Genomic DNA, 22685 nt, shown 5'->3' with positions numbered 1-22685 from the left:
CGTACTATCGGGAATAGTTCGGAGGCTCCTGGGTCACGGTCACATCGTGGACATGACTCTCTCTGAGCGCCGCATGTGTGATCTTCACGAATCGTCGATAGGACCTGAGCTCCTCGAGGGTACGGCACCCGCAATACCCCATGCCCTTCTTGAGACCAGATACGAGCTGGTGGAGATAGGGGGCGAGTTCGCCCTTGTAGGGGACTCTCCCTTCCACTCCTTCGGGCACGGGTTCCTCTCCCTCGCCGATCTGATACCGATCTCCCGAACCCTCCCTGATGGCGCCGAGAGATCCCATCCCTCTGTAGGTCTTGAAGATACGTCCCTCGTAGATGATCTCCTTGCCCGGAGCCTCCTTGAGCCCGGCGAAGAGGTTCCCGATCATCACCGCATGGGCACCGGCCCCTATGGCCTTCACTATATCCCCCGAGTACTTGATACCCCCGTCCGCTATGACAGGGACGCCGTGCTTTGCAGCCTCCTCCGCACACTGGAGCACGGCGCTGAATTGCGGCACCCCTATCCCCGCCACGATCCTCGTGGTGCAGATGGAACCGGGGCCGATACCCACCTTCACCACATCGGCGCCGGCTTCGATGAGGGCCTTCGTCCCTTCCACCGTCGCCACATTGCCCGCGATCACCGGGACGTCCCACTCCTTCTTTATGGCCTTCACGGTCTCGATCACGTTGCGTGTATGTCCGTGCGCCGTATCGATCACCACCACGTCAACCCTGTTCTCCACGAGAAGCGGGAGGCGACGCCTGAAGTCCCCCGGAGAGACCGCAGCCCCCACGAGAAGACGGCCGTGACCATCGAGGGCGGCACGAGGATGTTTCTGATGCTTCTCTATGTCCTTGACCGTCACGAGACCGATCAGCTTCCCTCCCTCGTCCACGAGAGGGAGCTTCTCCACCTTGTGTCGGTCGAAGGCCTCCTGGGCCTGGTCGATGGTGGGTCTTCCCCGCTCCACCACCGGGTCCGGGGTCATCACCTCTTCCACCTTCAGCCGTTCGTCCTTCACGAACCGCAGGTCCCGACCGGTGAGGATGCCGCACAGGCTCCCTTCCCCGTCCACCACCGGGAGGCCGGAGATGTTGTACTGCTGCATCAAGGCCTTGGCCTCCCTCACGGTCTGTCCCTTCCGCACGGTGATGGGCGACTCTATGATCCAGTTGAGGTAGCGCTTCACGGCCGCCACCTGGCCGGCCTGTTCCTCCGGAGAAAGATTCCGGTGGATGATCCCCAACCCGCCTTCCAGGGCCAAGGCGATCGCCATCTCCTTCTCCGTGACCGTATCCATCGCAGCAGAAAGGATGGGGATATTGAGCCTGAGCCGCGGATGGAGTTCCACCTCAACCCTCGCCTCGGAGGGAAGGAAATCCGCGTATCCGGGGAGGAGGAGGATATCGTCGTAGCTGAGTCCCTCGAACATCTGTATCTGATTCATAGGCGCTCCTCTATCTCGTCCATGAGCCGTGAAAACTCGCGCGCGAGCTCCCGGGCACGCTCCGGGGCCTTGCCGCGATACCTCCATGGTTCTGCAAAGAAGGTCTCGGGCTCCTCGCCCACCGTCTCCGCGAGGGAGGAGGACAGTTTCTCCCACACCGTCCGATCCTCGGCGAGCACCTCGAGGAAGGACTTGCCCGTGCGCTCCGCCTCGAGGGTCGCCCTCCTCACGATCTCGTGGCCGTTCCATTCACCCGCCCGGGCAAGGAGCACATAGGCGGCCTCGGCCAACATCGCCCCCCCGCCCTCCTTCAGGTGCTGGAGCATCCGGTCCCTATGCACCTTGAGACCAGAGAGGATACGTCGCATCCTCTCGGCTGCGGCCACGAACCCCGCCACGTACTCGGTCACGAACCTCGCCGAAGCGGAATTGGTGAGATCCCGCTGATGCTCGGAGATCTGATCCATGTAAAAGGTGAGGACCCTGGGGGCGAAAGCCTTCCAGAGACTCTTCACATGTTCCGAGTTCCAGGGATTCCGCTTGTGCGGCATGGTGGAGGAACCCACCTGCTTCTCCCCGAACGCCTCCTGGACCTCGCCTATCTCGGATCGCTGGAGGTGCCTGAGATCATCCGCCAGATTGGCGAGGATCCCGAATGCCACGTTGAGCTCGAGGAGGAGACGGAGGAGGTACTCGGGCTCAACGAGCTGGGTGGCATGATCGGTGGGGAGGAGCCCGAGTCTCGAGAGGACACGACGCTCGAACGCCCGGGGATCCCTCACCAGAAGGCTCGTGGCGTTGTAGGCACCCACCGCGCCTGAGAGTTTCCCCCTCAGATCCCTCGAAAGATCTTCCAGACGAAGGATGGACTTCCCGAGCCGGGAGACGTATTCGGCGACGGCATATCCGAAGGTGATGGGCACCGCATACTGACCGTGTGTCCTCCCCACCTGGGGAGTCTCGGCCTCACGTTCGGCAAGCTCGATGAGTATCCGCTCCACCTGGAGGAGGAGCGGGAGGACCACCCGCCGCATCGCATCCCGATACCGGAGCGCCGCAGCCGTATCCATGATGTCGACCGAGGTGGCCCCGAGGTGGACGTAGGGGCGCACCTTTTCTGGAAGATGACGCACGTAGACGTTGACGAGGGCGCGGATGTTGTGCTGTGTCTGCGCCTCTTCCTCATACACCTCATCCGGCGTCACCTCCTCGGCGGCCTTCCGCACCGCCTGTTCGAGATCGGGGTCGAGCACCCCTGCTTCCTCCAGATGCGTGAGGAGCAACGCCTCCTCCACCCTGAGGAGGTACCAGATATTCCCCTGCTCGCTCAGGTATCGGGAGAGTTCGTCGAAGAGCTCCCTGTTGGCCATGTAATACCTGTGGTCGAGCGGGGAGAGATTGAGGTAGAGGGATTTTTCCTGCGATGGCATGGGGGAATCATTGCAGATTTGGGAGGCTTTGTCAAAGACTCCCTTGGCGAAGCCTTCTCCAGTCCGTAGAATAACCCCATGCACGCCACGAGACCCCTGCAGATCATCTCGCTCGCCGTCTTTCTCATCCTTCTCTCCTGTGCCCCCACGCCGGGTGGAAGGAGATCCTCACCAGGATCCCTCCCCATTCTCGAGCAGGAAACACGCTTCGTCTCCCTCTCTCCTCAGGAGCACCCGAACGAACAGGAAAGCGAAGGCCTCTTCGCCAAGCCCTACATCTCCCTTCCCGAGTCATCACAGGTCATCACCGTGCTCACCGTACAGCTCGATATGGATGGTGAAGAGGAACAACTCGTGGCATACAAGACCAGCCCCCAACCGGCCACCCCCATCACCCTCTCGGTCGCCGACTACGACAGTATCCGTGATGTCTACCGGGAAGTGTGGAAGACCTCGCTTCCCATGACGAGTCCCTACTTCTTCTCGATGGAGGCAATCGATCTCACGGGAGACCACACCCCCGAACTCGTGGTCCAGGGTATCACGGAGAGAGGAGACCTCAATCTCCAGATCTTCCGCAGGACCCTCTCTCCGTGGGGGCTCTCCCTCTCTTACAGATCCGTCCTTTCCATCACCACTCAGGGAAAGGTGGAGATAGTGCGCCATGAGCGTTCCACGGCCTACGCCGAGGGTCAAACCACCGGCCAGGCCTTCCCGGTACGTGTGACCACGGAACGCACCGACGAGGGCGGCACGATCATCCAGACCATCACGACGTACGAGTGGGATGTCTTCCAGGAGGTTTACACCGTGCGCGCCACGGAAGAACGAGCCCTGGAACACCGGGGCGACACCTCGGAAGAACTCCGACGCCTCTTCGAGGGAACCGCCGAAGCCATCGCCACTTTCGTGGCCGGGCCCTGGTTCAAGGAAGAAACCCACGAGGAAACATTCCTCGTACTCGACTACGAGAACAGGGAGATATCCTTCTATCGCGAGGACATCCAGGAGATCTACCTGTGGCAGAACTCGATCAAGAACTTCTACCGGGGGATCTCCATCATCGCACAGAACAAGACACTCCCCGGCTTTTCCATATCGATCTACCTCTCACTCCAGGACGCGAACACCATACAGATATCGATCACCACACCCGAGATACGGGATCCATCCCCCTGGAACGGGACCTATTCCCGCTTCACGGAAGGACTCCAGAGGGCCTTCTTCTCCCGCTCTCCCATCTCTCCTCGTCCCCTGCACCTCTCCGGTGTGTTCACGAACGAAACCACGGGAGGGCAGGTCATCTTTTCCGATCCCTCCCGTCTCACATGGCACACCGAGGACAAGAGCCTCTCCGGATTCTTCACCACCTATGCGATCAAGGAACACACGATCCTCGAGTTCCTCCTCTTCGAGGAACGACATACCCCCCCGACGCACAGACTATTCCTCGTGACATCATCGAAGGAAGAGACCGTGCCGCTGGGCATGAAGAAGGAACTCGTGCTCCTGCCCATCCGCCTCACCCCCTTCGGGGTGGAACCACTCCCCTCCGCCGTTCCCATCACACTCCAGCAGATCATCAGGGAACAGCGGGAGACCCCTGCCCCCACCCCTCAATAGAACACGACGAACCCCTCGATGCGCTGGTCCTTGAGGGAGACCAGGATCTCCTGGGCTCTCTCCTGGGTGAGAGAGGGAGTCTGGGCCTCCACAGGAAGGAGCACGCGGAAGAAGGTCCTCCCATCCCTCACGGCCTCGACTATCACTGCCGTGAAGCCCTTCTCCCCGAGGATGTCCACCATCTCCTGAGCGTTCTTTCGTTCGAGGAAGGACCCCACCTGGATCCCAACCCGCAGCCCTCCCTCCTCATCCGTAGTCGCCCGCTCCCCGGTGCTCCCGGCGGGGGACATGGTCACCCCTTCGCCCAGGGAAAGCATGTACGAAGGATACCAGGAAATCTCGGCGTGTGAAGCGGAAAGCCCTCTCACGAGCACCGACTCGGGACTCTCCGGAAACATCTCTTCCAAACGGTCTCTGATCCTCTCCGCCGACGTCCCCTCACCATTCAAGAGGCTCGCGAGAAAGGCCGTATACAGGAGAGCGGGGGTAGGATCGGACAGATCGAGAAGGGCCGTCGTGAGGGCATGGGCATCCTCGAAGCGCCCCGTGGCGAGATAGATGTGAGCGAGGAGCAAGAGCGCATCCCGTTTGATCACGGTGGAGACATCCTGAGAGAGGAGTTCCCGCGTCCTCGATTCCGCGAGGACGAAATCCCCCAGCTCGTAAGTGAGGCGAGCTATCCCAAAGAGATCGACAGGATCGCGGGAGACCGAATACCTCCGAGTGAGGGCTGCGAGTGCTCCTTCCAGATCGCCCGAGAGCTCCAGTGCAAGGATCTGCTCCCGCGAAACTGCGCCCACTCCCTCGGCAGGCAACAGTCCCCCCGGTGGGAGGCACCAGAGGAGGAGTCCCAGCACAAGAGTGTACAGCCTACCTCTTCTCCGGAACCTCGCCGGATGTCTCCTTCCTGGAATCATCGCCTGAACTCCCCTTCTTCTCTTTTCGGCCCCGCCGGAGAAGAGTAAAGGGAATCGTCACCACGACACCCAGGAAGAAGGCGAAACTCAAAGCAAAGGCCACCCGTACATCCTCCAGGGTGTACACGCCGAACGAGATCGTGGTCCTGTTGTCGAGGTTGAGACCCACGAACACGAGGACCAGGATGAGGAGCACTATCGTGAGGATGAATCTCCAAGGCATCGTACCACCTCCTCGGCTCTGAATGTGTTTCCCTCAAGGGACACGAGTTGCACGCGGGCGAAACGACCGATCCTCTCAGGGGAAGCCGGGAAGACCACCATTTCGTCCTGCTCCGTCCGGGCGAGCACCTCGTCTTCCCGCTTCCTGCTCACCTCCTCCACCAGGACATCCACCATCCGCCCTATCCTCATCTGCTTCCACTCCAGGGAGAGCTCCCTCTGAAGTCTGATCACCCGATCCAACCGTTCCTTCTTCACCTCGAGAGGGATGGGGTCTCCCCATTCGTACGCCCGGGTTCCCTTCCGCGGGTTGTAGTAGTACGTATATGCATCGGCGAAGCGAACCCGACGCATGAGGTCGAGGGTGAGCTCCAGATCCTCCTCCGTCTCCCCCGGAAAGCCCACGAGGATGTCCGTAGTGAGGGCGATCCCGGGCATCGCGGTGCGGATCCTCTCGACCAGGTTCAGATAGTGCTCCCTGGTGTAGCGGCGGTTCATGGCCCCGAGGATCCGGTTGGAGCCGTGCTGCACAGGCAGGTGAAGGTGTTTGCAGATAGAAGGAGAAGCGCTCATCACCTCGATCAGCTCGTCGGAGAGATCCTTGGGATGTGAGGTGAGGAACCTGAGCCACGGAAGCTCGGGGAATCTATGCACGATCTCCCTGAGGAGGCCGGCAAATCGCACCTCTTTCCCCTCCCACGTGAAGCGGTAGGAGTTCACGTTCTGACCGAGGAGCGTGATCTCCTTCACCCCCTTCTCGAGGAGGGCCTCTATCTCCTCGAATATCTCGGAAGGGTGCCGTGAAACCTCACGCCCCCTCACGTAGGGGACGATGCAGTAGGAACAGAAGTTGTTGCATCCGTGCATGATGGGGACGAAGGCCTTGAACCCCGGTCCACTGTGATGGATCTTCTCGAAGCTGTACTCGTCCTCCTCGGTGAGGAGAAGCTGCTGGAGAAGGGTGAGATCCTCGGCCCGCTCCCTGAGGAGCCGGACGAAGGACTTCTTCTGGAAGGTGCCGACCACCACGTCCACATGGGGGAACGCTTCGAGCACCTCCTCCTTCATGCGCTCCGCCATGCACCCCATGAGGACCAGGACGAACCTCCCGTGCTTCTTGAGATACCTGTAGTAACCGAGCCGTCCCGCGATCCGTTCCTCAGCGGTCTGGCGCACTGCGCAGGTGTTGAGCACCACCACGTCTGCCTCGTCCGGAGCCGACGCACGTCCCCACCCCGCCTCCTCGAGATCCCGTATGAGGGCCTCGGACTCGGCCTTGTTCATCTGGCACCCGTAAGTCTCCACCCAATAGGTTCTCATCTCGCTCCCCTAGTGGCGGAAACACCGCTGGCCTGTGAAGACCATGGTAACCCCCGCCTCGTTGCAGGCCTGGATCACCTCATGATCCCTGAGCGAACCACCGGGCTGGACCACACCGGTGATCCCCTCGCGGATCCCCACATCGACTCCATCCCTGAAGGGGAAGAAGGCATCGGACACCATGATCGCCCCTTCCAGGCCACCCCTCGCCTCTTCCACCTCCTCCCAAATTTCGCGGCGTTTCGTCTCGTCGTCAAGCTCGTACCAGCTCACTCCGAACCGTTGCCAACAGAGCCGGTCGGCCATCTTCACGTAGGCCTTGTCCCTGGCGATCATCGCCACCCCCACCCTGTCCTGCTCACCGGTCCCTATCCCCACCGTGACACCATCCTTCACATAGATGACCGAATTGCTCGTCACCCCGGTCTCCACGAACCACCCGAAGAGCATGTCCTCGAGCTCCTTTTCAGTGGGTTTTCGCTCGATCTCGTAGCGCATCCCCTGATGCTCGGCCACCGCCGGGAAAAAGTCCTCGGCGGTTCGAACGGAAGAAGCGAAAGAAGCCTGGAGGATGAGCCCTCCGTCCAGGAGTGAGGTGAAGTCGATGTATCGTCTGAAGGCGAACTCCCGGAGATTCTCCATCCTCGAGATACGCATGATCCGCAGGTTCTTCCGGGTCTTGAGAAGGTCGAGGGCCTCACCCTCGTAGTCGGGCGCCGCCACCACCTCGCAGTACGTACGGGCGATCTCCTCGGCCGTCTGGCGATCGACGGTCCGGTTGAGCACCACCGCTCCACCGAAGGCCGCGATCCTGTCCGCGAAGTAGGCCCTGGTATAGGCCTCCGCGAGGCTGTCGGCCACCGCCACGCCTGAAGGATTGTTGTGCTTCACGATCACGCAGCACGGCCTCTCCTGGAGGTAGCGGAGGATGTGGAGGGCGCTGTCCACATCGGTGATGTTGATCTTGCCGGGGTGTTTCCCCGACTGCAGGAGCTCCACGTCGCTCGAGAGCCATGCACCGTCGGCGAACACCTCCACCGACCCGAGGGAGACCGCACCGTTCACGAGGCGGTACATGGCCGCAGGCTGATCGGGATTCTCTCCGTACCTGAGGCCTCGGTCCTCGCCCTCTATGGTCCAGCTCACCTTCTCGTAGATGAGGGTGTACCGTCCCCCCTCATTGACGAAGGCGAGCTCTATCCGAGGCGGGAAGGGGTCCTCCCGAATCGTTCGATACATCCTCTTGAGTTCACGGTAGTCCTTCATGCCTCCGGCTCCTCGTACGGGGAATCCTCGAAGGTTGCGGGCACATGCTCAAGAAACCGGGCAATGGCCCTATCATAGGCCGAGGTGCGGGCGAAGACCTCACGTGCGAGCGAGAGCCGGAGTTCGTAGCTGGTCGCCCCTGTGTTGACCTCGAGGTCCTCGAGCACGCGCCCGTACTGTGAAGGATCGCTCACCGCAGCCACCCGGAGGAAGTTCTTGGCCGCGGCCCTGAGCATACAGGGACCGCCGATGTCGATGTGGGTCCTTCCGTCCTCGAGCGTGGCCCCTGCCTCGGACACCGCCTTCTCGAAGGGGTAGAGGTTCACCACCACCATGTCGAAGGGGACCGCGCCGGTACGCGCCATGTCCTTCCGGTGCTCCTCGTTGTAGGTCTCCGAAAGGAGCCCCATGTAGATCTTGAAGTCGAGGGTCTTCACCAACCCTCCCTGCATCTCGGGCTGCCCCGTATACGAGGAGATGGGGACGAGATGATGGGAGGAGGCCTCCCCCAACACCTCGGCTACGAGACGCGCGGTCCCCCCTGTCGAATAGATGCGCACATCGGGTGCGAGGCGGACGAGCGCGCGGACGAACTCCGGAAGTCCGCTCTTGTCGGCCACGCTGATGATCACGTGCCGTACCGGGACCAGCCTATGCACCAGGTTCACACGATTGAGTTCCATACCGATCGCTCCCTCTTCCCACGCTCTATGCAGGCATAGGCGTTGTGGTTATGGATACTCTCCATGTTCTCCACCTCCACCCTGAACCAGGGGAAGGCGGCGAATCGCTCCACCCGGAGGACCACCTCTCTCGCCACGTCCTCCACGAAGCGGGGATGCTCGTAGCCGTGTTCGGTGATGAACTTCTCGTCCTCACGCTTGAGGAGGGTGTAGATCCCTGCGGAGGCTGAGGCCTCTATCTCTTCGATCATATCCTCTATCCAGAAGAAAGGCCCCAGTTGGACCGTGAGCCGTACTATCCCCCTCTGGTTGTGGGCGCCGAACCGGCTTATCTCCTTGGAACACGGACAGACCGTGTTGATGGGCACCTCTATCCCCACGAAGAAACTGCGGTGTTCCCCGTTGAGCTCCCCTATGTAGCTGCACCGATACTCCAGGAGACTCTTCTGGCGGGAGACCGGGGCTTCCTTCTCGATGAAGTAGGGAAACGAGAGATCCACGAAGGCCGCCTCTGCATCGAGCGCCTTGCGGACATCCTCGAGCATGGAGAGGAACCCCTTCATCTGGATGTTCTTGTAGTGTGCCTGAAAGACCTCCACGAATCTGCTCATGTGCGTGCCGCGAAAGTGATGGGGAAGGTTGGCGAACATGTTCACCGTGGCCACGGTGTGTTGGATCCTGTGCCTCTTGTCGAGCACAGTCACCGGATAGGTGAGGCCCTTGATACCCACCTTGTCGATGGGGATGTTCCTGTCGTCGAAGGCGCTCTGGGTGTCAACCACCACGACGCTCCTGTGCGAGACGGGCGGCCCGCACCGTGTTCCAGAGGAGCATGGCCCGGGTGACGAGGCCCACCCCTCCCGGCACGGGCGTGATCAGGGAGGCCTTCCGGGCGACCTCCTCGAAGGCCACATCGCCTATGAGCCGATATCCCCTGGGGGAGGACGGATCCTCCACCCTGTTGATCCCCACGTCGATCACCACCGCCCCCACCCTCACCATATCGGCCGTGAGCACACCGGGACGGCCTGCCGCCACCACCACGATATCGGCCTGACGTGTGAAGGAGCCGATGTCGGGCGTGGCCGTGTGGCACACCGTGACCGTGGCGTTCCCCCCCTCCCGCTTCTGCAGGAGGAGGTTCGCCAGGGGCTTGCCCACGATGTTGCTCCTTCCCACCACGACCACGTGGCGGCCCCTCACCTCCACCCCTGCGTGGCGCAGCATCATGAGGATACCGTGCGGCGTACACGGCAGGAACGTCTCCTGGCCGAGGACCATCCTCCCCACATTCACCGGATGGAAACCGTCCACGTCCTTCTCCGGGGCGATCCGCTCGATAATGGCCTCCTCATCGATGTGGGGAGGCAACGGAAGCTGGACGAGTATCCCGTGCACTCCTTCCTCCCGGTTGAGCCGGTCGATGAGGGCGCACACATCCTCCTGCCCGGTCTCCTCCGGGAAGGTGTGTTCCTCCGAGAGGATCCCCACACGCGCTGCATCCTTGCGCTTTCCCCTCACATAGGCCACACTGGCAGGATCATCCCCCACCCTCACTACGGCGAGAAACGGCCTGCATCCCGAGCGTGCGAGCGAATCGACCTCCTTCGCCACATCGGCGAGGATCCGATCGGCCACCTCTTTTCCGGAAAGGATCTGAGCAGGCATGCTTTACTCCTCGGAGCTTTTCACGGTATGATGTGTACCAGGCTTTGTAGCACAAAAACGACCGGAACGCAAGGAACAGGCCGATGGACTTCAAAAGGAGCGTTGCATGAAATCCAGAATCACAAGGCGTGTGTGGGCAGGTCTGCTCTTCTCCCTCTTCATCCTCCAGTGGACGGGGGCCCAGGAACTCCCCACGAAGGAACCTGGAGCACGACCCCGTCCCACCTATGGACTGGGCGATCAGAGTCTCTCCCTCTCCGCGGGTGTGCTCCTCCCCCTCTTCTTCCAGTTCACCGAGGACTTCAGGACCGCCCCCACCAACCTGAGTCTGGGGGGCACCGCATCACTCAAGTGGTCGGGATATCTCTCCGATGCCACCAGGCTGGGGTTCGACTTTGGCGGGATGTTCGCCTTCAGCCCGAACTCGAGGGCCCTCTACATGGTCCCCTTTCTCTTCACGTTTGACTACATCGTCTACGCCTTCCCCTTCGAGGTGCCGCTCCATGCGAGCGTGGGACCGTGCTTCACCCAGCTCGAAGAGCTCTTCCACATAGATCCCATGCTCAAGATCGGGGCCACGATCCTCTGGGACTACGACCCGGCCTGGTCCTTCGGGATGAATCTCCACTACTGGTGGATCATGCAGCTCTACACCAGTAATCCGGATAGCCCTCCACCATCTCACTCGGCCTTCGGGAACTTTCTCGAGATCAGTCTCGTAGCGGAATACAGGATACGATAGGAGGCACCATGAAGCGTATCGCCCTCTTCATACCCCTGTTTTTCCTCCTCGTCTCTTGTACGAGGGGGACCGTCGGCATCTTCTACAGCCTCTCCATCGAGGAGAAGATACTGGACCTCTCCAACCTTCCCAATGATCTTCGAGTAGAACGATTCGCCGCGAGCTCAGACCGGTATTTCGTGAGCGAACTCACGATCTTCTACCGTGATGCGGACTCCTCCGAGTGGGAGACCATCCCGTCCCCCGAGGGGCGGCCGATGAACACCTCACTCGCGGTCTTCGGAGGATATCTCTACGCAGGGTTCGCCGACGCAGAACTCACGAAGACAGGGCTCTACCGGGTGGATGCGAGCGCCTCCCCGTACGATGCAGCATCCTGGGAGGAGGTGGGCTCCTCGGACCTTCCCTCGGGTACCATCACACGGCTCTTCGCGGCGGGCTCGGCCCTCTTCGCCTGTATCCACGATGGGGGCTCCTATCGGCTCTACTACTCCACCGACGGCACCTCCTTCAGCGATACCGGGCTTTCCCCCTCCGCCCCGGTACAGGGCGTCGCGTTCTTCAACTCCACCTACTATGTGCTTGCCGAGGACGGGGTGTATGGAGGCTCCTCTCCAACCGGCCTCTCTCAGATCTCCGATTCTGCCTTCGATCCGATCGATGCCTTCACCTCCATCTACACCGACGGGACGACCCTCTACCTCACCGGCATCGATCTGGATGAGGACGGAGACGTGGTGAACGGATACCTCCTCACATACGATACGTCCACCTGGGAGTCTTCCACCGGCTATGATGGAGAGGGCTTCACCTCTTTCACAAAGGAGGGGACCTCTCTCATAGTAGGGACCTACAGCGGTATCCTCACAGGGAACGACATCGATTCCCTCGATTCACCTTCGGACGGAAACTATCTCTCCACCGAACTCCCCGGCCTTCACATCTCCACCCTCTATTACGATTCCAGTACTCAGACACTCTTCGCAGGAACCGTGGGGGGAGGGTTGTGGCAGAGAACCGAAGGGGAATGGAACAGGGAGTAGTCCCCCCTCCGCACTCAAAGTAGTGTGCCATGAGAAGAGGGGCTTCCCGACGGGAAGCCCCTCATGCGTCCGTCCGATCAGCAGGTCCCGGCCTCAATCCCCCCAGGTGAGCTCAAATCCGATCTCCTGTCCCTCCCTGACCACAGTCAGGCCGAGCGTCCCTGTCTCCTTCAACCGGCCGAGCTGCACGTAGAAGTCCTTCAGGCTCTGTACAGGGCTTCCTCCCACCGCAGTGACGATATCCTCCGCCTTGAGCCCCGCCATCGCAGCCACGCTTCCCTGCTCCACCGAGGAGACGATGAGACCTTCGAGGTCCTTCGTGTCCTCGGGAAGATGACGGCGTACCTCGTCGGTGAGTGGGTACACGCTGAACCCCGGCCAGAGGTGCTTGTTGAGGGTGCGGATCGCCTCCTCGGCAGGCCGCTGGCCGATCCTCACCTCCACCACTTCCTCCTTCCCCATCCGCAGCAACGTGAAGTCCACCTTCTCGCCCGGCCGCAGGTCTCCGACCCTGAGGACGAGTTCGTCCGCATCCCTAATAGGCGCATCCCCCACCTTGACGATGTAATCACCGGGCAGGATGCCTCCCTCATAGGCAGGACTTCCCCTGAACACCTGGTACACGAACGCACCCCTGTGCCCCTCGAGCCCCATCTCCTCTTTCACCGCGTCCGCGGGATCCCCCACGCTCACCCCGAGCCACCCGTACTCCACCTTGCCCTTCTCGATGAAGTCACGGATCACCTTTTTCACATTGTTGATAGGGATCGCGAACCCCAGACCGATGCTCCCACCGGTGGGTGAGGTGATCCAGGTATTGATCCCCACCACTTCCCCTTTGAGGTTCACGAGAGCTCCTCCGGAATTCCCCTTGTTGATGGCGGCATCGGTCTGTATAAAGTCGCTGATGTTCCCGTCGGGGCCTCCCCTCCTCCCCAGGGCGCTCACGATCCCCGCCGTCACCGAGAAGTCGAATCCGAACGGATTTCCGATGGCGAGCACCCAATCACCCACATGGAGGGTGGAGGAATCGCCGAGGACCGCTACGGGTATGTCGGTGCTATCGGCCTCGAAGGAGAGGAGGGCGAGATCCTTACGCTCGTCACGACCCACGATGGTCCCGGGGAAGGTCCTGTCATCGTAGAGACGTATCGTGATCTTCTCGGCCTTGCCTATCACGTGGTTATTGGTCAGCACGTAGTAGGTCTTTCCCTTGCGATCGACGATCACGCCCGATCCCAGGGCCTCGCTCTCATAGGGCTGAGGCTCCCCCTCCTCGGGCTCGCCGAAGAAAAAGAAAAACCAGGGAGTCCCCTCCTCGGGAGAGGGCTGCTGCTTCGTCTCCACCACGCTGATCTCCGTGACGATCGGAAGCGCCTGCTCGGCCACCTCCCGGAACGAGTTCTGGAGGGCCTCCAGATCGATGGCGGCCCCTGTGTGTGGTGGAGGGGTTGCAGAGGCCCCTGTGGAACACGAGAAACCGAGAAGGAAGACCATCCCTCCCAGGAAACCCATCAAAAACACGAAAAGACCTTTCATCGTGCGAGAATAACCCCTCATAGTTCTCCCTCCTGTTGTTTCGATAGCAGAGGAACGCGTTCCTCGCCCCAATCGGTGAGTATCTCGGGTCCGTCCGGAAGAACGGCGATCGTGTGCTCGAAGTGGGCCGAGAGGCTCCCGTCCACCGGCACCACGCTCCACCCGTCCTCGAGGATCCGTACGTAGTCAGCCCCCAGGGTGAACATCGGCTCTATCGCAAGGACCATCCCGGGCATGATACGGGGGCTTCGCCCTTTCCCCACATAGTTGGGTATCTGCGGTTCCTCGTGGGGCGAAAGTCCCACCCCGTGGCCGCAGAACTCCCTCACCACCCCCAGCCCGTGGGCCCGTGCGTGCCGATAGACGGCGCGTGAAACATCATGGATGCGATTTCCCGGCCTGGCCTGGGCTATCCCGAGATACAGGCTCTCCTCGGTGACTTCGAGGAGCTTCCGCACCTCTTCCGCCACCCCTCCCACCGGTACCGTGAAGGCGGCGTCGCTGAAGAAACCCTCGTAGTCGACTCCGCAATCGATGCTCACAATATCGCCTTCCTTCAGGCGCCTCCCGTCGGGTATCCCGTGGATCACCACCTCGTTCACCGAGATACAGACCGCAGCGGGGAAATCCATGTAGCCGAGAAAGGCCGGTCGGGCCCCGAAGGCGGCGATCTCCTTCCTGGCGATCCGATCGAGCTCCCGGGTGGGTATACCCGGCCCTATCGAAGCCCGCAAGATCTTGAGCACCTGAGAAAGGATGCGCGCCGATTCGCGTATCCCTTCCAGTTCCCTTTCGCTCTTGAGAGGAATCATGCTATACTCCTTCGCTCCCGTTATAGCAGCTTTAGGCCCCTCACTCAAGCTTTCGCAGGAGCACCGCTGCATCCACGGTACCCGGATTCACCGAGAGCACCTGCCGGAGGAGGGCCCTCGCTTCACCCGTGGAGCCCGAGGCGGCAAGGAGCCACGCCCTGAGTGTGAGCAGGTCCAGCTGTTCTTCCTTGGCAAACGTCTCCAGCGGTACACGGGTCAGGAGTTCGGCCCCTTCCCGATATCGCCCTTCCTCCCCAAGGATGAGGGCGAGATCGTAGAGAGCCGCAGCCCTGTAGTCCCCCTCGACCTCGGACAGGAGCCTCTTCGCTCCCTCCCTGTTGCCCCGTTTCAGAAGCACCAGCCCCCTGTAGAATCGGTACCAGGTTCTCCCCTGCCAGAGGCCGAAACCGCTCTCCAGTAGTTCTTCCAGATCATCCCACAATCCGTGGGAAGAAAAGAACCACGCTCCATATTCCCAGGCCGCCTCTTCCCCCCTATGACCTTCGATCATCTCCCACACCTCCCCCCTCAGGAGGAACGGCTCATGGGTTCTTCCTTCCAGGAGAAGGGAGACAATACGGGCGAACGGATCGTCCAGTGAGGCAGCCAGGATGCGCGCTTCATCCTCCTCTCCCCGAAAGAGGAGCAATCTCACCCTGTCCCTCAGGAGGAGTCCATCACCGGGAAAGGCGCGCAGACCGGCCTCGAGGACCTCCTCAGCCTCCTCCAGCCGCCGTTCCTCGAGAAGGGAAACCAGGAGATTGTGATACGCACGGGGGTCGTGACGTGGGAAAGCCGCGATCAGATGGCGATAGAGCGCCGAGGCCTGAGTGATCCGACCTGTGTGCCAAAGGCTTTCCGCGACCAGATGGAGTCGTTCAGGAGTGGGGACACGGAGAAAGTCCTCGGACCTCTCCACCACCTCCTCGTGGACTCCGGCGTCATGGAGGATATAGACCAGCAGATCCCGCGCCGTCTCTCCCGAGAGATCGGCCAGGATACGAGCCGCCTCATGGTAGGCCCGGTCCCTCCGAAGGAGGAGCAACACTCCCCGCATCGTGAAGGACTCGTCATCGAGCTCTTCCCCGAGGGAGAGATACACATCCGGATCCAGGAGAAAAGGGAGGAGCCTCCCCATCCGCTGGATCCGCTGGACCGAGAACTCCTCGGCATGCTGTTCCAGGAGAGCGTGCCAGAGAGACTGAAAGACATACCGGTAGTCGGAGGGCGGCAGGTGGCGCCAGGCCACTTCCATGGCCTCCTCCGGCCGCCCCGCCGAGAGCAGGGCGTGGATGAGGAGGAGCCATATCCGGGCCTGCCCCGGATATTCGGCACCCGCTTCCCGGCCCAGCTCCAGGAGTACCGAGTAGTCTCCACCCATCTCCCCCACGAGGTAGGCCCGCTTGAGCACGCGGAGCCATCCGGCCGACGTCCGGGGGAGACCCCTGTCCATGTTCGCGAGGATCGTCGCGGCGGCCACGGTTTTCCCCGAGGAGAGCATCTCGTCCACACGATCGAGCAGGTCCTGGAACGACCGCTCGTCCTGCCATGAGGTCACGTCTCTCCACACGAAGAAGACCGCGAGGGAGAGTCCCGAGAGCACCACGAGGAGGAGTGCCAGGGCTCCGACCCAACGTATCCTCTTCATGTCCTCCCCAGTGTCTTCCGGATCGCATCGAGGACACCGTTGACAAAGCGATAGGAATCCTGCGTACCGAACTGCTTCGCGATCTCCACGGCCTCGTCGATGATCACTCGGGCGGGTATCTCCTTCTGGTAGAGGAGGGCGTAGACACTCATCCTGAGGATGGCGCGATCGGTCCGCGCGATCCTCCCGAAATCCCAGTGCTCGAGGTGCTTCTTGATGAGATCGTCGACCTCCGGAAGGTGTTCGAGCGTTCCCCTCAGCAGGAGCTGGGCAAAGGTCCTCACCTCCTCCGGAATCTCCCCATCCGCCCATGGGAAGGAGAAGACCTCCAGTCCATCCCCTCCCCCACCATCACTCGCAAAGAGCGCCTGGAATGCGAGTATCCTCGCCTTTCTCCTGAGGCCCATACCACCTACCAGGAAAGGTTCTTCTCATAGATCGAGACATCGGCCTGTGACCTGAGCTCTTCTATGAGCTTCTGAAGCGCTTTCTGGTATGCCTCCTGCCGCTTCTGACCGACGAGGAGCGCGGTGATCTGATCCCTGACGGTCTGCTTGCTGTTCGGGAGGAGTCTGTCGTCGAGACCGAGAAGCCTCGGTTCGTGGTGCTCGGTGACCACCACAATGTGGTATCCCACATTGGAGGCGAGTACATCGCTCACCTTGTTGAGGGGGAGGGAAAAGATTTTGGAAAAGAACTCTTTTCCGAGAAAGGATTCACGCTGCTTATCCGTTCGCAGGAGGTATCCCACATCACCTCCCTGATAGCGGGAGGCCTGATCGTCGCTGTATTTCTCCACCGCTTCCCGAAACTTCGCGAGGCTTCCATCCACTTCTTTCTTCACCTGAAGGGCGCGGTTGTACGCCTTCTTCTTCTCCTCATCGGAGAGACCACGGGTGTCGATGAAGATATGTGAATACCGCACCATCTCCGGGGCCGTGAAATTGCTTATGTTCTCGTTATACACCCTTCGTATCTCTTCCTCGGAAGGAGCGGGTACGTTCTGAATCTCCTGCCCCTTCTTCTGGTAGAGGTACTTCTCGGCGATGAGCCGCTTCTTCATCTGCTCCTGGAATTGCTCCCATGTCATCCCTCCCTGGGACTCGATCAGTCTTTGGAATTCTTGGTCCGAGACATTGGGAGCCACACTTTGCTTGTACTGCGCGATCGCCTGGGAGAGTTCCTCCTGGGTCACCGAGAGATACTCCCTTTCCGCGGCCTGATAGATGAGGATCTCCCCGATCCGGGCATCCAGGAGCTGTTTCCGCTCCTCCAGGGAAAGTTCTCGTCCCAGCTGTTTCTCGAGGAGTTCCACGTCGGCCTTGAATTGACGCTGCGTGATCACCTCGAGTTTGGTGAGTTTCACCCGTGCGACGGGCGCATCTATGATCTGTCCGAACGCGGGAAAGAGTCCCATCACCACCACACCCAGTACGATCTTCCAGAGTCTCATACGCTTTCCTCCTGTAAAATCTTCTGATAGAGGCGAGAGACATCCGCACGTCCGCCGTTCCGCACCAGTGCTCTCTGAAGATAGAATCTCGCCTGCGTCCTGTCCCCTCTCCTGAGCGAAAGCTCGGAAAGCCGCTTATAGAAATAGGCCTCATCCCTCGGGCCCAGTATCCCGAGACCGATCAACTCCACAATATATCGCATCCGCCGTTCCATCTCAATCTCGGAACCGCCCGCCCATCCGAGAAAGCGCCTGAGCTTCGTGAGCACCTCCTCGAAGAAGTGCCTGAAATACGGCTTCTCCTTCTCCATGGAGCTCACCGCGAGGAGATGGACAACCGCCTCCTCGAGCTCACCCCTCTTCTCATAGGCCTCGGCCACCAGGAAGAGACAATCCATGGCATCCTCGCGATCCAGATACTCCTCCAGCCGGAAGTCCCCTTCCTTCCGAAGCCGTTCGTACAGTGATATCGCCTCCTCCTCCCTGTCGTGGAGGAGATCGAAGAAGACCAGCTTGGCCTGACTGTGGAGATCGTCCGCCCTCTCTCTGAGGAACTCCCGGTAATCGAAACGATACCTCTTTTCCCGAGGATGGCAGGTGAGGATGCACCGGTCATAGTCTTCCCTCTTCCGGGGATCGCTGAGGGTCTGATAGGCGAGGAGGAGTTCCCTCATACGCGCGAGATCCTGCTCGGAGGCATTCTCGTGCAGATCGGGATGCATCTCCTTTGCCTTTCTCCGAAAAGCACGCTTGATCTCCGGGAGACCGGCGTCCCGGGGTACACCCAGGATCTCATAGTACGTACCGCTCATCTGTGTCCGCTCACTCCTCACGAGGACGGGTGGAGAGGTGGAGGTGTTCTCCGAGGTACTCGGCCTCTGCGGGAGAGGAAATCACCGCGGAATTCTTGAGATAGAGTCCCTCGTGTTCCATCGCAGCCATGAGTTTGAGGAGGGCCTTCGCCGCGAACATGCGCTTCGGAACGAAGGCAAACGCCCGTTTTCCCGCGATCTGTCCGGCCCTCGCGAGAAACTCCTTGAGCGCCCCAGGAACCTTGGGCCGGAACAGGGTCTCAGACACCATCCCCACCACGAGGTAATCGTACAGGGTGAGTTTCTTCTCCCGATCCACAGCCACATCCAGGAGATCCACCTGTACCTGGACCCCTTGACGTTCGATCCCCCGTGCGAGGGCCCTCGCGAGGTCCTTGAGCTGGTCCGACCTGCCCGATCCATAGAAGACGACTGCTACTCTCATTTCACTCCCTCAGGCTCATAGTACCTCGATTTTCCTCGATTGACAACGCAGTCCCACGAAGAAAAACGGGGAGAGGTCACCCTCTCCCCTGTGCTTCATCCTCACGAGAGCGCCGCCTCGTCACTCGGACGAAGAGGCCCCGGTCCCGCTCTCCATCTCCTGCTCTGCGGGCACTGTCGCCTCCTCACCGGCGGGGAGTTCCTCCTCCCACCACCTTACCCCCTGCTCCATCTTCTCCTGACGGGCCGTGGTGAGGACGCTCTCGGCCTCCGGACTCCTGTAGACCCAGGCGATCCCGATCACGCAGAGGAAAAAGATCACACCGAGGATCTTGGTCCCCTTACTGAGGATGTTGTCGGACTGGACTCCGAAGACCTGGGAGGCCCCTCCTCCACCGAATATACCGCCGAGCCCCTCACCCTGCTCATCCTGGAGCAGGACAAGGAGTATGAGGAGGAGAGAGGTGATGACGAACACCACGATCAGAAAGACACCCAGTATTGTCATGGTATCACTCCAGATGAAAGTTTACGATGGGCAGGAAGTTCTCCGCGGAGAGGGAGGCGCCGCCCACCAGCGCCCCGTCGATATTCTCCATCGCCATGAGCGCCTTGATATTGCTCGGCTTCACGGAGCCCCCATATTGGATGATGAGGGCCTCCGCCGCATCCGTACCGTGTAGACCTGCAACGGTCCTGCGGATGTGCCTGTGCATCGCATCGGCATCTTCAGGTCGCGCGGTCCGCCCCGTACCGATGGCCCATACCGGTTCATACGCGATGGTCACACGGGAGAGATCCTCCGGGGCCACCCCATCGAGCCCTCGCTTCACCTGCTCCTCGACCACCTGTTCTGCCTTGCCGGCCTCCCTCTGTTCGAGGGTCTCCCCCACGCAGAGGATCACCTCCATCCCCTCTTCGAGCGCGAGGCGTACCTTTTCGTTGATGAGCCTGTCGGTCTCTCCATAGATGAGACGTCGTTCGGAATGGCCCAGTATCACCACCGAGACATCGAGATCCTTGAGCATGAGGACGGAGATCTCACCGGTGTGGGCGCCCTCCCTCACGGAACACATGTTCTGTGCCCCCAAGAGGATAGGGGATCCCTTCAGCACCTCCCGCACCGCGGAGAGGGCAGTGAAGGGAGGAGCGACCATCACCTTGTGGGGGCAGTCCTTGAGGTTCTCCACAAGGGCCTCCGCAAGGGCGCGAGCCTCCCCTGTCGTCTTGTGCATCTTCCAGTTTCCTGCGATGAAAGGCCGTCTCTCAGTCACGGTACTGCTCCTTACTTCTTCAACACTTCGATACCGGGAAGGGGTTTGCCCTCCAGGAATTCCAGAGAGGCTCCACCACCGGTGGAGACATGCGTCATCTTGTCGGCCACACCGAAGGCATTCGCCGCCGCCACCGAATCACCTCCGCCCACCACAGTGGTGCCTTTGCACTCGGCGATCGCCTCGGCCACCTTTCTGGTGCCCTCTGCAAATGCCGGGAACTCGAAGACCCCCATGGGACCGTTCCACACCACCGTCTTCGCCCCACGGATGCGCGCACACGCCTTCTCCACGGTGCGGGGGCCGATGTCCATGCCCACCTTACCCTCAGGGATATCCACCGCATCCACGTACTCCGCCTTCGCCTGCTCAGAGAACTCCGAGGCCACCAGGTGATCCTCGGGGAGGATCACCTCCACTCCCAACTCCCCGGCCTTCTCGAGGAAGGAACGTGCGGTGTCGGCGGACTCCTCCTCGTAGAGCGAGTTCCCGATGGAGTGGCCCTGCACCTTGAGGAAGGTATAGGCCATACCTCCGCCGATCACCATGGCGGTGCACTTGGAGAGGAGGGATTCGAGGACACCGATCTTCGTAGAGACCTTCGCCCCGCCGATGACCGCAACGAACGGCTTCTCGGGATTCTCGAGGACGTAGGAGAGAAACTTGACCTCCTTCTCCATGAGGAATCCCGCCGCCGCGGGAAGAAGGTGAGCGATCCCTTCGGTGGAGGCATGGCCCCGGTGCGCACTCCCGAAGGCGTCGTTCACATACACCTCGCCGAGGGAGGCGAGCTTTTTCGCAAAATCGGGGTCGTTGCTGGTCTCTTCCTTGTGGAATCTCACGTTCTCGAGGAGGAGGACTTCACCCGGCGTGAGCGCCTCGGCCATCCGCTCCACCTCCGGCCCCACACAATCCGGCGCCATTTTCACCTCCCGGCCCAGGAGTTCTCCGAGACGCTCGGCCACGGGGGAAAGGCTGTACTCCGGCTTCCGCTCACCCTTCGGTCTCCCGAGATGACTCATGACGATGAGCGCAGCCCCCTGGTCGAGCAGGTACTGCAGGGTGGGAAGCGCAGCACGAATGCGGGTGTCGTCGGTGATCACTCCGTCCTTGAGAGGCACATTGAAGTCCACACGCACGAGAACCTTCTTGCCCCTCACCTCTATATCCTTCACGGTCTTCAATTCCATGGTGTTCCCTCCTCTCTCGGAAATGGACATGCGCGCTTCATGGCGCACGAAAACATAAAGAAAAAAGGAACGCGGGGAACATCCCAGGAGGGACGTCCCCCGATAGGTTTCAGCAGTAGGGTTCGAGCTTCTTCACGAGGTCGACCACCCGGTTGGAGTAACCCCACTCGTTGTCATACCAGGAGAAGACCTTCACGATGTTGCCACCGAGCACCATGGTGCTCTGCGCATCGAAAATGGAAGAATGAGGGTTGTGGACGATGTCGGCCGAGACGATCGGATCCTCGCAGTACTGGAGGATGCCCTTGAGCTCGCCCTCGGCGGCCTTCTTGAAGGCATCGTTCACTTCTTCGACGCTCACGTTCTTCTTCAGAATCGCTACGAAGTCGGTGATGGAGCCGGTGGGCACGGGAACCCGGAGGGCCACTCCGTCGAGCTTGCCCTGAAGCTCGGGAATCACCTTGCCGATGGCCGCAGCGGCACCCGTGGTGGTGGGGATGATCGAGACCGCACACGACCTTCCCCTCCGGAGGTCCTTGTGGGGCATGTCGAGGATCACCTGATCGTTGGTATAGGCGTGCACCGTGGTCATCATACCGGACTCGATCCCGAAATTCTCGTGAAGCACCTTCACGAGGGGAGCGAGGCAGTTGGTGGTACAGGAGGCGTTCGAGATGCACTGATCCTCGGGCTTGAGGTCGTCATCGTTCACCCCGATCACGATGGTCCTGTCGATCTTGTCCTTCGCCGGCACGGTGAGGATCACCTTCTTGGCAGGATACTTCTCATTGAGGAGGTGGTCGCCGTACCCCCCCTTCTCGCCCGACCTCGAGCGGAATACGCCCGTGGACTCGATCACCACGTCCGGGGACTCACCCCATGGAATGTTCTTGGGATTCCGCTCAGCGGTCACGCGGTACTTCTTCCCGTTCACGATGAGATGCTGATCGTCGTAGTCCACGGTTCCGGGGAACTTCCCCTGAGTGGAATCGTATTTGAGGAGATACGCGAGGGTCTTGGTATCGGTGAGATCGTTGATACCGACGACCTCGACACCCTTCTCGAGCGCAATCTTGAATACATTCCGCCCGATCCTTCCGAATCCGTTGATAGCGATCTTCATCAGTATTCCCCCTCGACTAAAGGTTT

General features: G+C 60.7%; 23 protein-coding genes. 3 read left to right on the top strand and 20 right to left on the bottom strand.

Going from position 1 to position 22685, the window contains the following annotated elements:
• Window positions 1–4: 4 nt before the first annotated feature.
• Both guaB and STHERM_RS04935 read right to left on the bottom strand, forming a co-directional pair.
• A complete protein-coding gene (guaB, locus tag STHERM_RS04940; RefSeq protein WP_013313788.1) occupies window positions 5–1450 on the bottom strand; it encodes an IMP dehydrogenase in 1446 nt (481 codons plus the stop codon).
• Window positions 1447–2880, bottom strand: coding sequence for a lyase family protein (locus STHERM_RS04935; RefSeq protein WP_013313787.1), 1434 nt, complete (start codon window positions 2878–2880; stop codon window positions 1447–1449). Before STHERM_RS04935 ends, guaB begins: the two co-directional genes overlap by 4 nt.
• A gap of 78 nt (window positions 2881–2958) precedes the next feature.
• Here STHERM_RS04935 and STHERM_RS04930 point away from each other — a divergent pair, with 78 nt between their 5' ends.
• Window positions 2959–4503 carry a pallilysin-related adhesin gene (locus STHERM_RS04930; RefSeq protein WP_013313786.1) on the top strand — a complete coding sequence of 515 codons (1545 nt, stop codon included), beginning with the start codon at window positions 2959–2961 and terminating at the stop codon, window positions 4501–4503.
• Here the strand turns inward: STHERM_RS04930 and STHERM_RS04925 are convergent.
• From STHERM_RS04925 to STHERM_RS04895, 7 genes are read right to left on the bottom strand one after another with little or no spacing between them, the layout of a single operon-like run.
• Window positions 4497–5318, bottom strand: a complete 822-nt coding sequence (locus STHERM_RS04925) for an SPOR domain-containing protein (protein ID WP_237223368.1) — start codon at window positions 5316–5318, stop codon at window positions 4497–4499. The two genes, STHERM_RS04930 and STHERM_RS04925, sit on opposite strands and share 7 nt — an antisense overlap.
• A gap of 55 nt (window positions 5319–5373) precedes the next feature.
• Window positions 5374–5643, bottom strand: coding sequence for a hypothetical protein (locus STHERM_RS04920; protein ID WP_013313784.1), 270 nt, complete (start codon window positions 5641–5643; stop codon window positions 5374–5376).
• Complete coding sequence (gene miaB, locus STHERM_RS04915; RefSeq protein WP_013313783.1) at window positions 5616–6962, bottom strand: tRNA (N6-isopentenyl adenosine(37)-C2)-methylthiotransferase MiaB; 1347 nt, start codon at window positions 6960–6962, stop codon at window positions 5616–5618. The genes STHERM_RS04920 and miaB overlap by 28 nt, the downstream gene beginning before the upstream one ends.
• A gap of 9 nt (window positions 6963–6971) precedes the next feature.
• Window positions 6972–8228, bottom strand: a complete 1257-nt coding sequence (locus tag STHERM_RS04910) for a phosphoribosylaminoimidazolecarboxamide formyltransferase (protein ID WP_013313782.1) — start codon at window positions 8226–8228, stop codon at window positions 6972–6974.
• Entirely contained in the window at window positions 8225–8911 is a 687-nt protein-coding gene (locus STHERM_RS04905; protein WP_013313781.1) for a phosphoribosylaminoimidazolecarboxamide formyltransferase, read from the bottom strand. The genes STHERM_RS04910 and STHERM_RS04905 overlap by 4 nt, the downstream gene beginning before the upstream one ends.
• Window positions 8893–9693, bottom strand: coding sequence for a GTP cyclohydrolase FolE2 (gene folE2 / locus STHERM_RS04900; RefSeq protein WP_041623731.1), 801 nt, complete (start codon window positions 9691–9693; stop codon window positions 8893–8895). Before folE2 ends, STHERM_RS04905 begins: the two co-directional genes overlap by 19 nt.
• Window positions 9686–10579: a bifunctional 5,10-methylenetetrahydrofolate dehydrogenase/5,10-methenyltetrahydrofolate cyclohydrolase gene (locus STHERM_RS04895; protein WP_013313779.1), complete on the bottom strand. Its 894-nt coding sequence runs from the start codon at window positions 10577–10579 to the stop codon at window positions 9686–9688. The genes folE2 and STHERM_RS04895 overlap by 8 nt, the downstream gene beginning before the upstream one ends.
• Window positions 10580–10685: 106 nt before the next feature.
• On the opposite strand from STHERM_RS04895, the gene STHERM_RS04890 reads away from it, so the two are divergent.
• Entirely contained in the window at window positions 10686–11321 is a 636-nt protein-coding gene (locus tag STHERM_RS04890) for a TP0733 family outer membrane beta-barrel protein (protein ID WP_013313778.1), read from the top strand.
• Between the two features lie 8 nt (window positions 11322–11329).
• Window positions 11330–12364 carry a hypothetical protein gene (locus tag STHERM_RS04885; protein ID WP_013313777.1) on the top strand — a complete coding sequence of 345 codons (1035 nt, stop codon included), beginning with the start codon at window positions 11330–11332 and terminating at the stop codon, window positions 12362–12364.
• A 93-nt stretch (window positions 12365–12457) separates the two neighbouring features.
• Here the strand turns inward: STHERM_RS04885 and STHERM_RS04880 are convergent, their stop codons facing one another.
• The 11 genes from STHERM_RS04880 to gap all read right to left on the bottom strand — a co-directional run bounded on the left by STHERM_RS04880 (window position 12458) and on the right by gap (window position 22659).
• Window positions 12458–13903 carry a Do family serine endopeptidase gene (locus STHERM_RS04880; protein WP_237223366.1) on the bottom strand — a complete coding sequence of 482 codons (1446 nt, stop codon included), beginning with the start codon at window positions 13901–13903 and terminating at the stop codon, window positions 12458–12460.
• A 17-nt stretch (window positions 13904–13920) separates the two neighbouring features.
• The gene (map, locus tag STHERM_RS04875) at window positions 13921–14715 is read right to left on the bottom strand and encodes a type I methionyl aminopeptidase (RefSeq protein WP_013313775.1); all 795 of its coding nucleotides are present in this window, start codon (window positions 14713–14715) and stop codon (window positions 13921–13923) included.
• A 40-nt stretch (window positions 14716–14755) separates the two neighbouring features.
• Window positions 14756–16363: a tetratricopeptide repeat protein gene (locus STHERM_RS04870; RefSeq protein ID WP_013313774.1), complete on the bottom strand. Its 1608-nt coding sequence runs from the start codon at window positions 16361–16363 to the stop codon at window positions 14756–14758.
• Entirely contained in the window at window positions 16360–16770 is a 411-nt protein-coding gene (nusB, locus tag STHERM_RS04865; protein WP_013313773.1) for a transcription antitermination factor NusB, read from the bottom strand. The genes STHERM_RS04870 and nusB overlap by 4 nt, the downstream gene beginning before the upstream one ends.
• 5 nt (window positions 16771–16775) lie before the next feature.
• Window positions 16776–17816 carry a peptidylprolyl isomerase gene (locus tag STHERM_RS04860; protein WP_013313772.1) on the bottom strand — a complete coding sequence of 347 codons (1041 nt, stop codon included), beginning with the start codon at window positions 17814–17816 and terminating at the stop codon, window positions 16776–16778.
• Window positions 17813–18628, bottom strand: a complete 816-nt coding sequence (locus STHERM_RS04855) for a J domain-containing protein (protein ID WP_013313771.1) — start codon at window positions 18626–18628, stop codon at window positions 17813–17815. The genes STHERM_RS04860 and STHERM_RS04855 overlap by 4 nt, the downstream gene beginning before the upstream one ends.
• 10 nt (window positions 18629–18638) lie before the next feature.
• Window positions 18639–19073, bottom strand: coding sequence for a hypothetical protein (locus tag STHERM_RS04850; RefSeq protein ID WP_013313770.1), 435 nt, complete (start codon window positions 19071–19073; stop codon window positions 18639–18641).
• Between the two features lie 120 nt (window positions 19074–19193).
• Window positions 19194–19580: a preprotein translocase subunit SecG gene (gene secG, locus STHERM_RS04845; RefSeq protein WP_013313769.1), complete on the bottom strand. Its 387-nt coding sequence runs from the start codon at window positions 19578–19580 to the stop codon at window positions 19194–19196.
• A gap of 4 nt (window positions 19581–19584) precedes the next feature.
• On the bottom strand, window positions 19585–20346 hold the full coding sequence (tpiA, locus tag STHERM_RS04840) for a triose-phosphate isomerase (protein ID WP_013313768.1): 762 nt from the start codon (window positions 20344–20346) through the stop codon (window positions 19585–19587).
• Between the two features lie 11 nt (window positions 20347–20357).
• Window positions 20358–21536: a phosphoglycerate kinase gene (locus STHERM_RS04835; protein ID WP_013313767.1), complete on the bottom strand. Its 1179-nt coding sequence runs from the start codon at window positions 21534–21536 to the stop codon at window positions 20358–20360.
• 109 nt (window positions 21537–21645) lie between these two features.
• Complete coding sequence (gene gap, locus STHERM_RS04830; protein ID WP_013313766.1) at window positions 21646–22659, bottom strand: type I glyceraldehyde-3-phosphate dehydrogenase; 1014 nt, start codon at window positions 22657–22659, stop codon at window positions 21646–21648.
• Window positions 22660–22685: the final 26 nt, after the last annotated feature.

The sequence above is a fragment of the Spirochaeta thermophila DSM 6192 genome (assembly GCF_000147075.1).
In the GTDB taxonomy this organism is placed as follows: domain Bacteria; phylum Spirochaetota; class Spirochaetia; order Winmispirales; family Winmispiraceae; genus Winmispira; species Winmispira thermophila_A.
This window is presented reverse-complemented; position numbering and strand designations above follow the sequence as displayed.

Bases quoted from the DNA above. Each gene is read 5' to 3' on its own strand.
- STHERM_RS04930 (WP_013313786.1), top strand. From the start codon at position 2,959: ATGCACGCCACGAGACCCCTGCAGATCATCTCGCTCGCCGTCTTTCTC.
- nusB (WP_013313773.1), bottom strand. From the start codon at position 16,770: ATGGGCCTCAGGAGAAAGGCGAGGATACTCGCATTCCAGGCGCTCTTT.
- secG (WP_013313769.1), bottom strand. From the start codon at position 19,580: ATGACAATACTGGGTGTCTTTCTGATCGTGGTGTTCGTCATCACCTCT.
- STHERM_RS04885 (WP_013313777.1), top strand. From the start codon at position 11,330: ATGAAGCGTATCGCCCTCTTCATACCCCTGTTTTTCCTCCTCGTCTCT.
- STHERM_RS04850 (WP_013313770.1), bottom strand. From the start codon at position 19,073: ATGAGAGTAGCAGTCGTCTTCTATGGATCGGGCAGGTCGGACCAGCTC.
- miaB (WP_013313783.1), bottom strand. From the start codon at position 6,962: ATGAGAACCTATTGGGTGGAGACTTACGGGTGCCAGATGAACAAGGCC.
- STHERM_RS04860 (WP_013313772.1), bottom strand. From the start codon at position 17,816: ATGAGACTCTGGAAGATCGTACTGGGTGTGGTGGTGATGGGACTCTTT.
- STHERM_RS04920 (WP_013313784.1), bottom strand. From the start codon at position 5,643: ATGCCTTGGAGATTCATCCTCACGATAGTGCTCCTCATCCTGGTCCTC.
- STHERM_RS04905 (WP_013313781.1), bottom strand. From the start codon at position 8,911: ATGGAACTCAATCGTGTGAACCTGGTGCATAGGCTGGTCCCGGTACGG.
- gap (WP_013313766.1), bottom strand. From the start codon at position 22,659: ATGAAGATCGCTATCAACGGATTCGGAAGGATCGGGCGGAATGTATTC.
- STHERM_RS04855 (WP_013313771.1), bottom strand. From the start codon at position 18,628: ATGAGCGGTACGTACTATGAGATCCTGGGTGTACCCCGGGACGCCGGT.
- STHERM_RS04935 (WP_013313787.1), bottom strand. From the start codon at position 2,880: ATGCCATCGCAGGAAAAATCCCTCTACCTCAATCTCTCCCCGCTCGAC.
- STHERM_RS04890 (WP_013313778.1), top strand. From the start codon at position 10,686: ATGAAATCCAGAATCACAAGGCGTGTGTGGGCAGGTCTGCTCTTCTCC.
- STHERM_RS04910 (WP_013313782.1), bottom strand. From the start codon at position 8,228: ATGAAGGACTACCGTGAACTCAAGAGGATGTATCGAACGATTCGGGAG.
- map (WP_013313775.1), bottom strand. From the start codon at position 14,715: ATGATTCCTCTCAAGAGCGAAAGGGAACTGGAAGGGATACGCGAATCG.
- STHERM_RS04895 (WP_013313779.1), bottom strand. From the start codon at position 10,579: ATGCCTGCTCAGATCCTTTCCGGAAAAGAGGTGGCCGATCGGATCCTC.
- STHERM_RS04870 (WP_013313774.1), bottom strand. From the start codon at position 16,363: ATGAAGAGGATACGTTGGGTCGGAGCCCTGGCACTCCTCCTCGTGGTG.
- STHERM_RS04835 (WP_013313767.1), bottom strand. From the start codon at position 21,536: ATGGAATTGAAGACCGTGAAGGATATAGAGGTGAGGGGCAAGAAGGTT.
- STHERM_RS04880 (WP_237223366.1), bottom strand. From the start codon at position 13,903: ATGAAAGGTCTTTTCGTGTTTTTGATGGGTTTCCTGGGAGGGATGGTC.
- guaB (WP_013313788.1), bottom strand. From the start codon at position 1,450: ATGAATCAGATACAGATGTTCGAGGGACTCAGCTACGACGATATCCTC.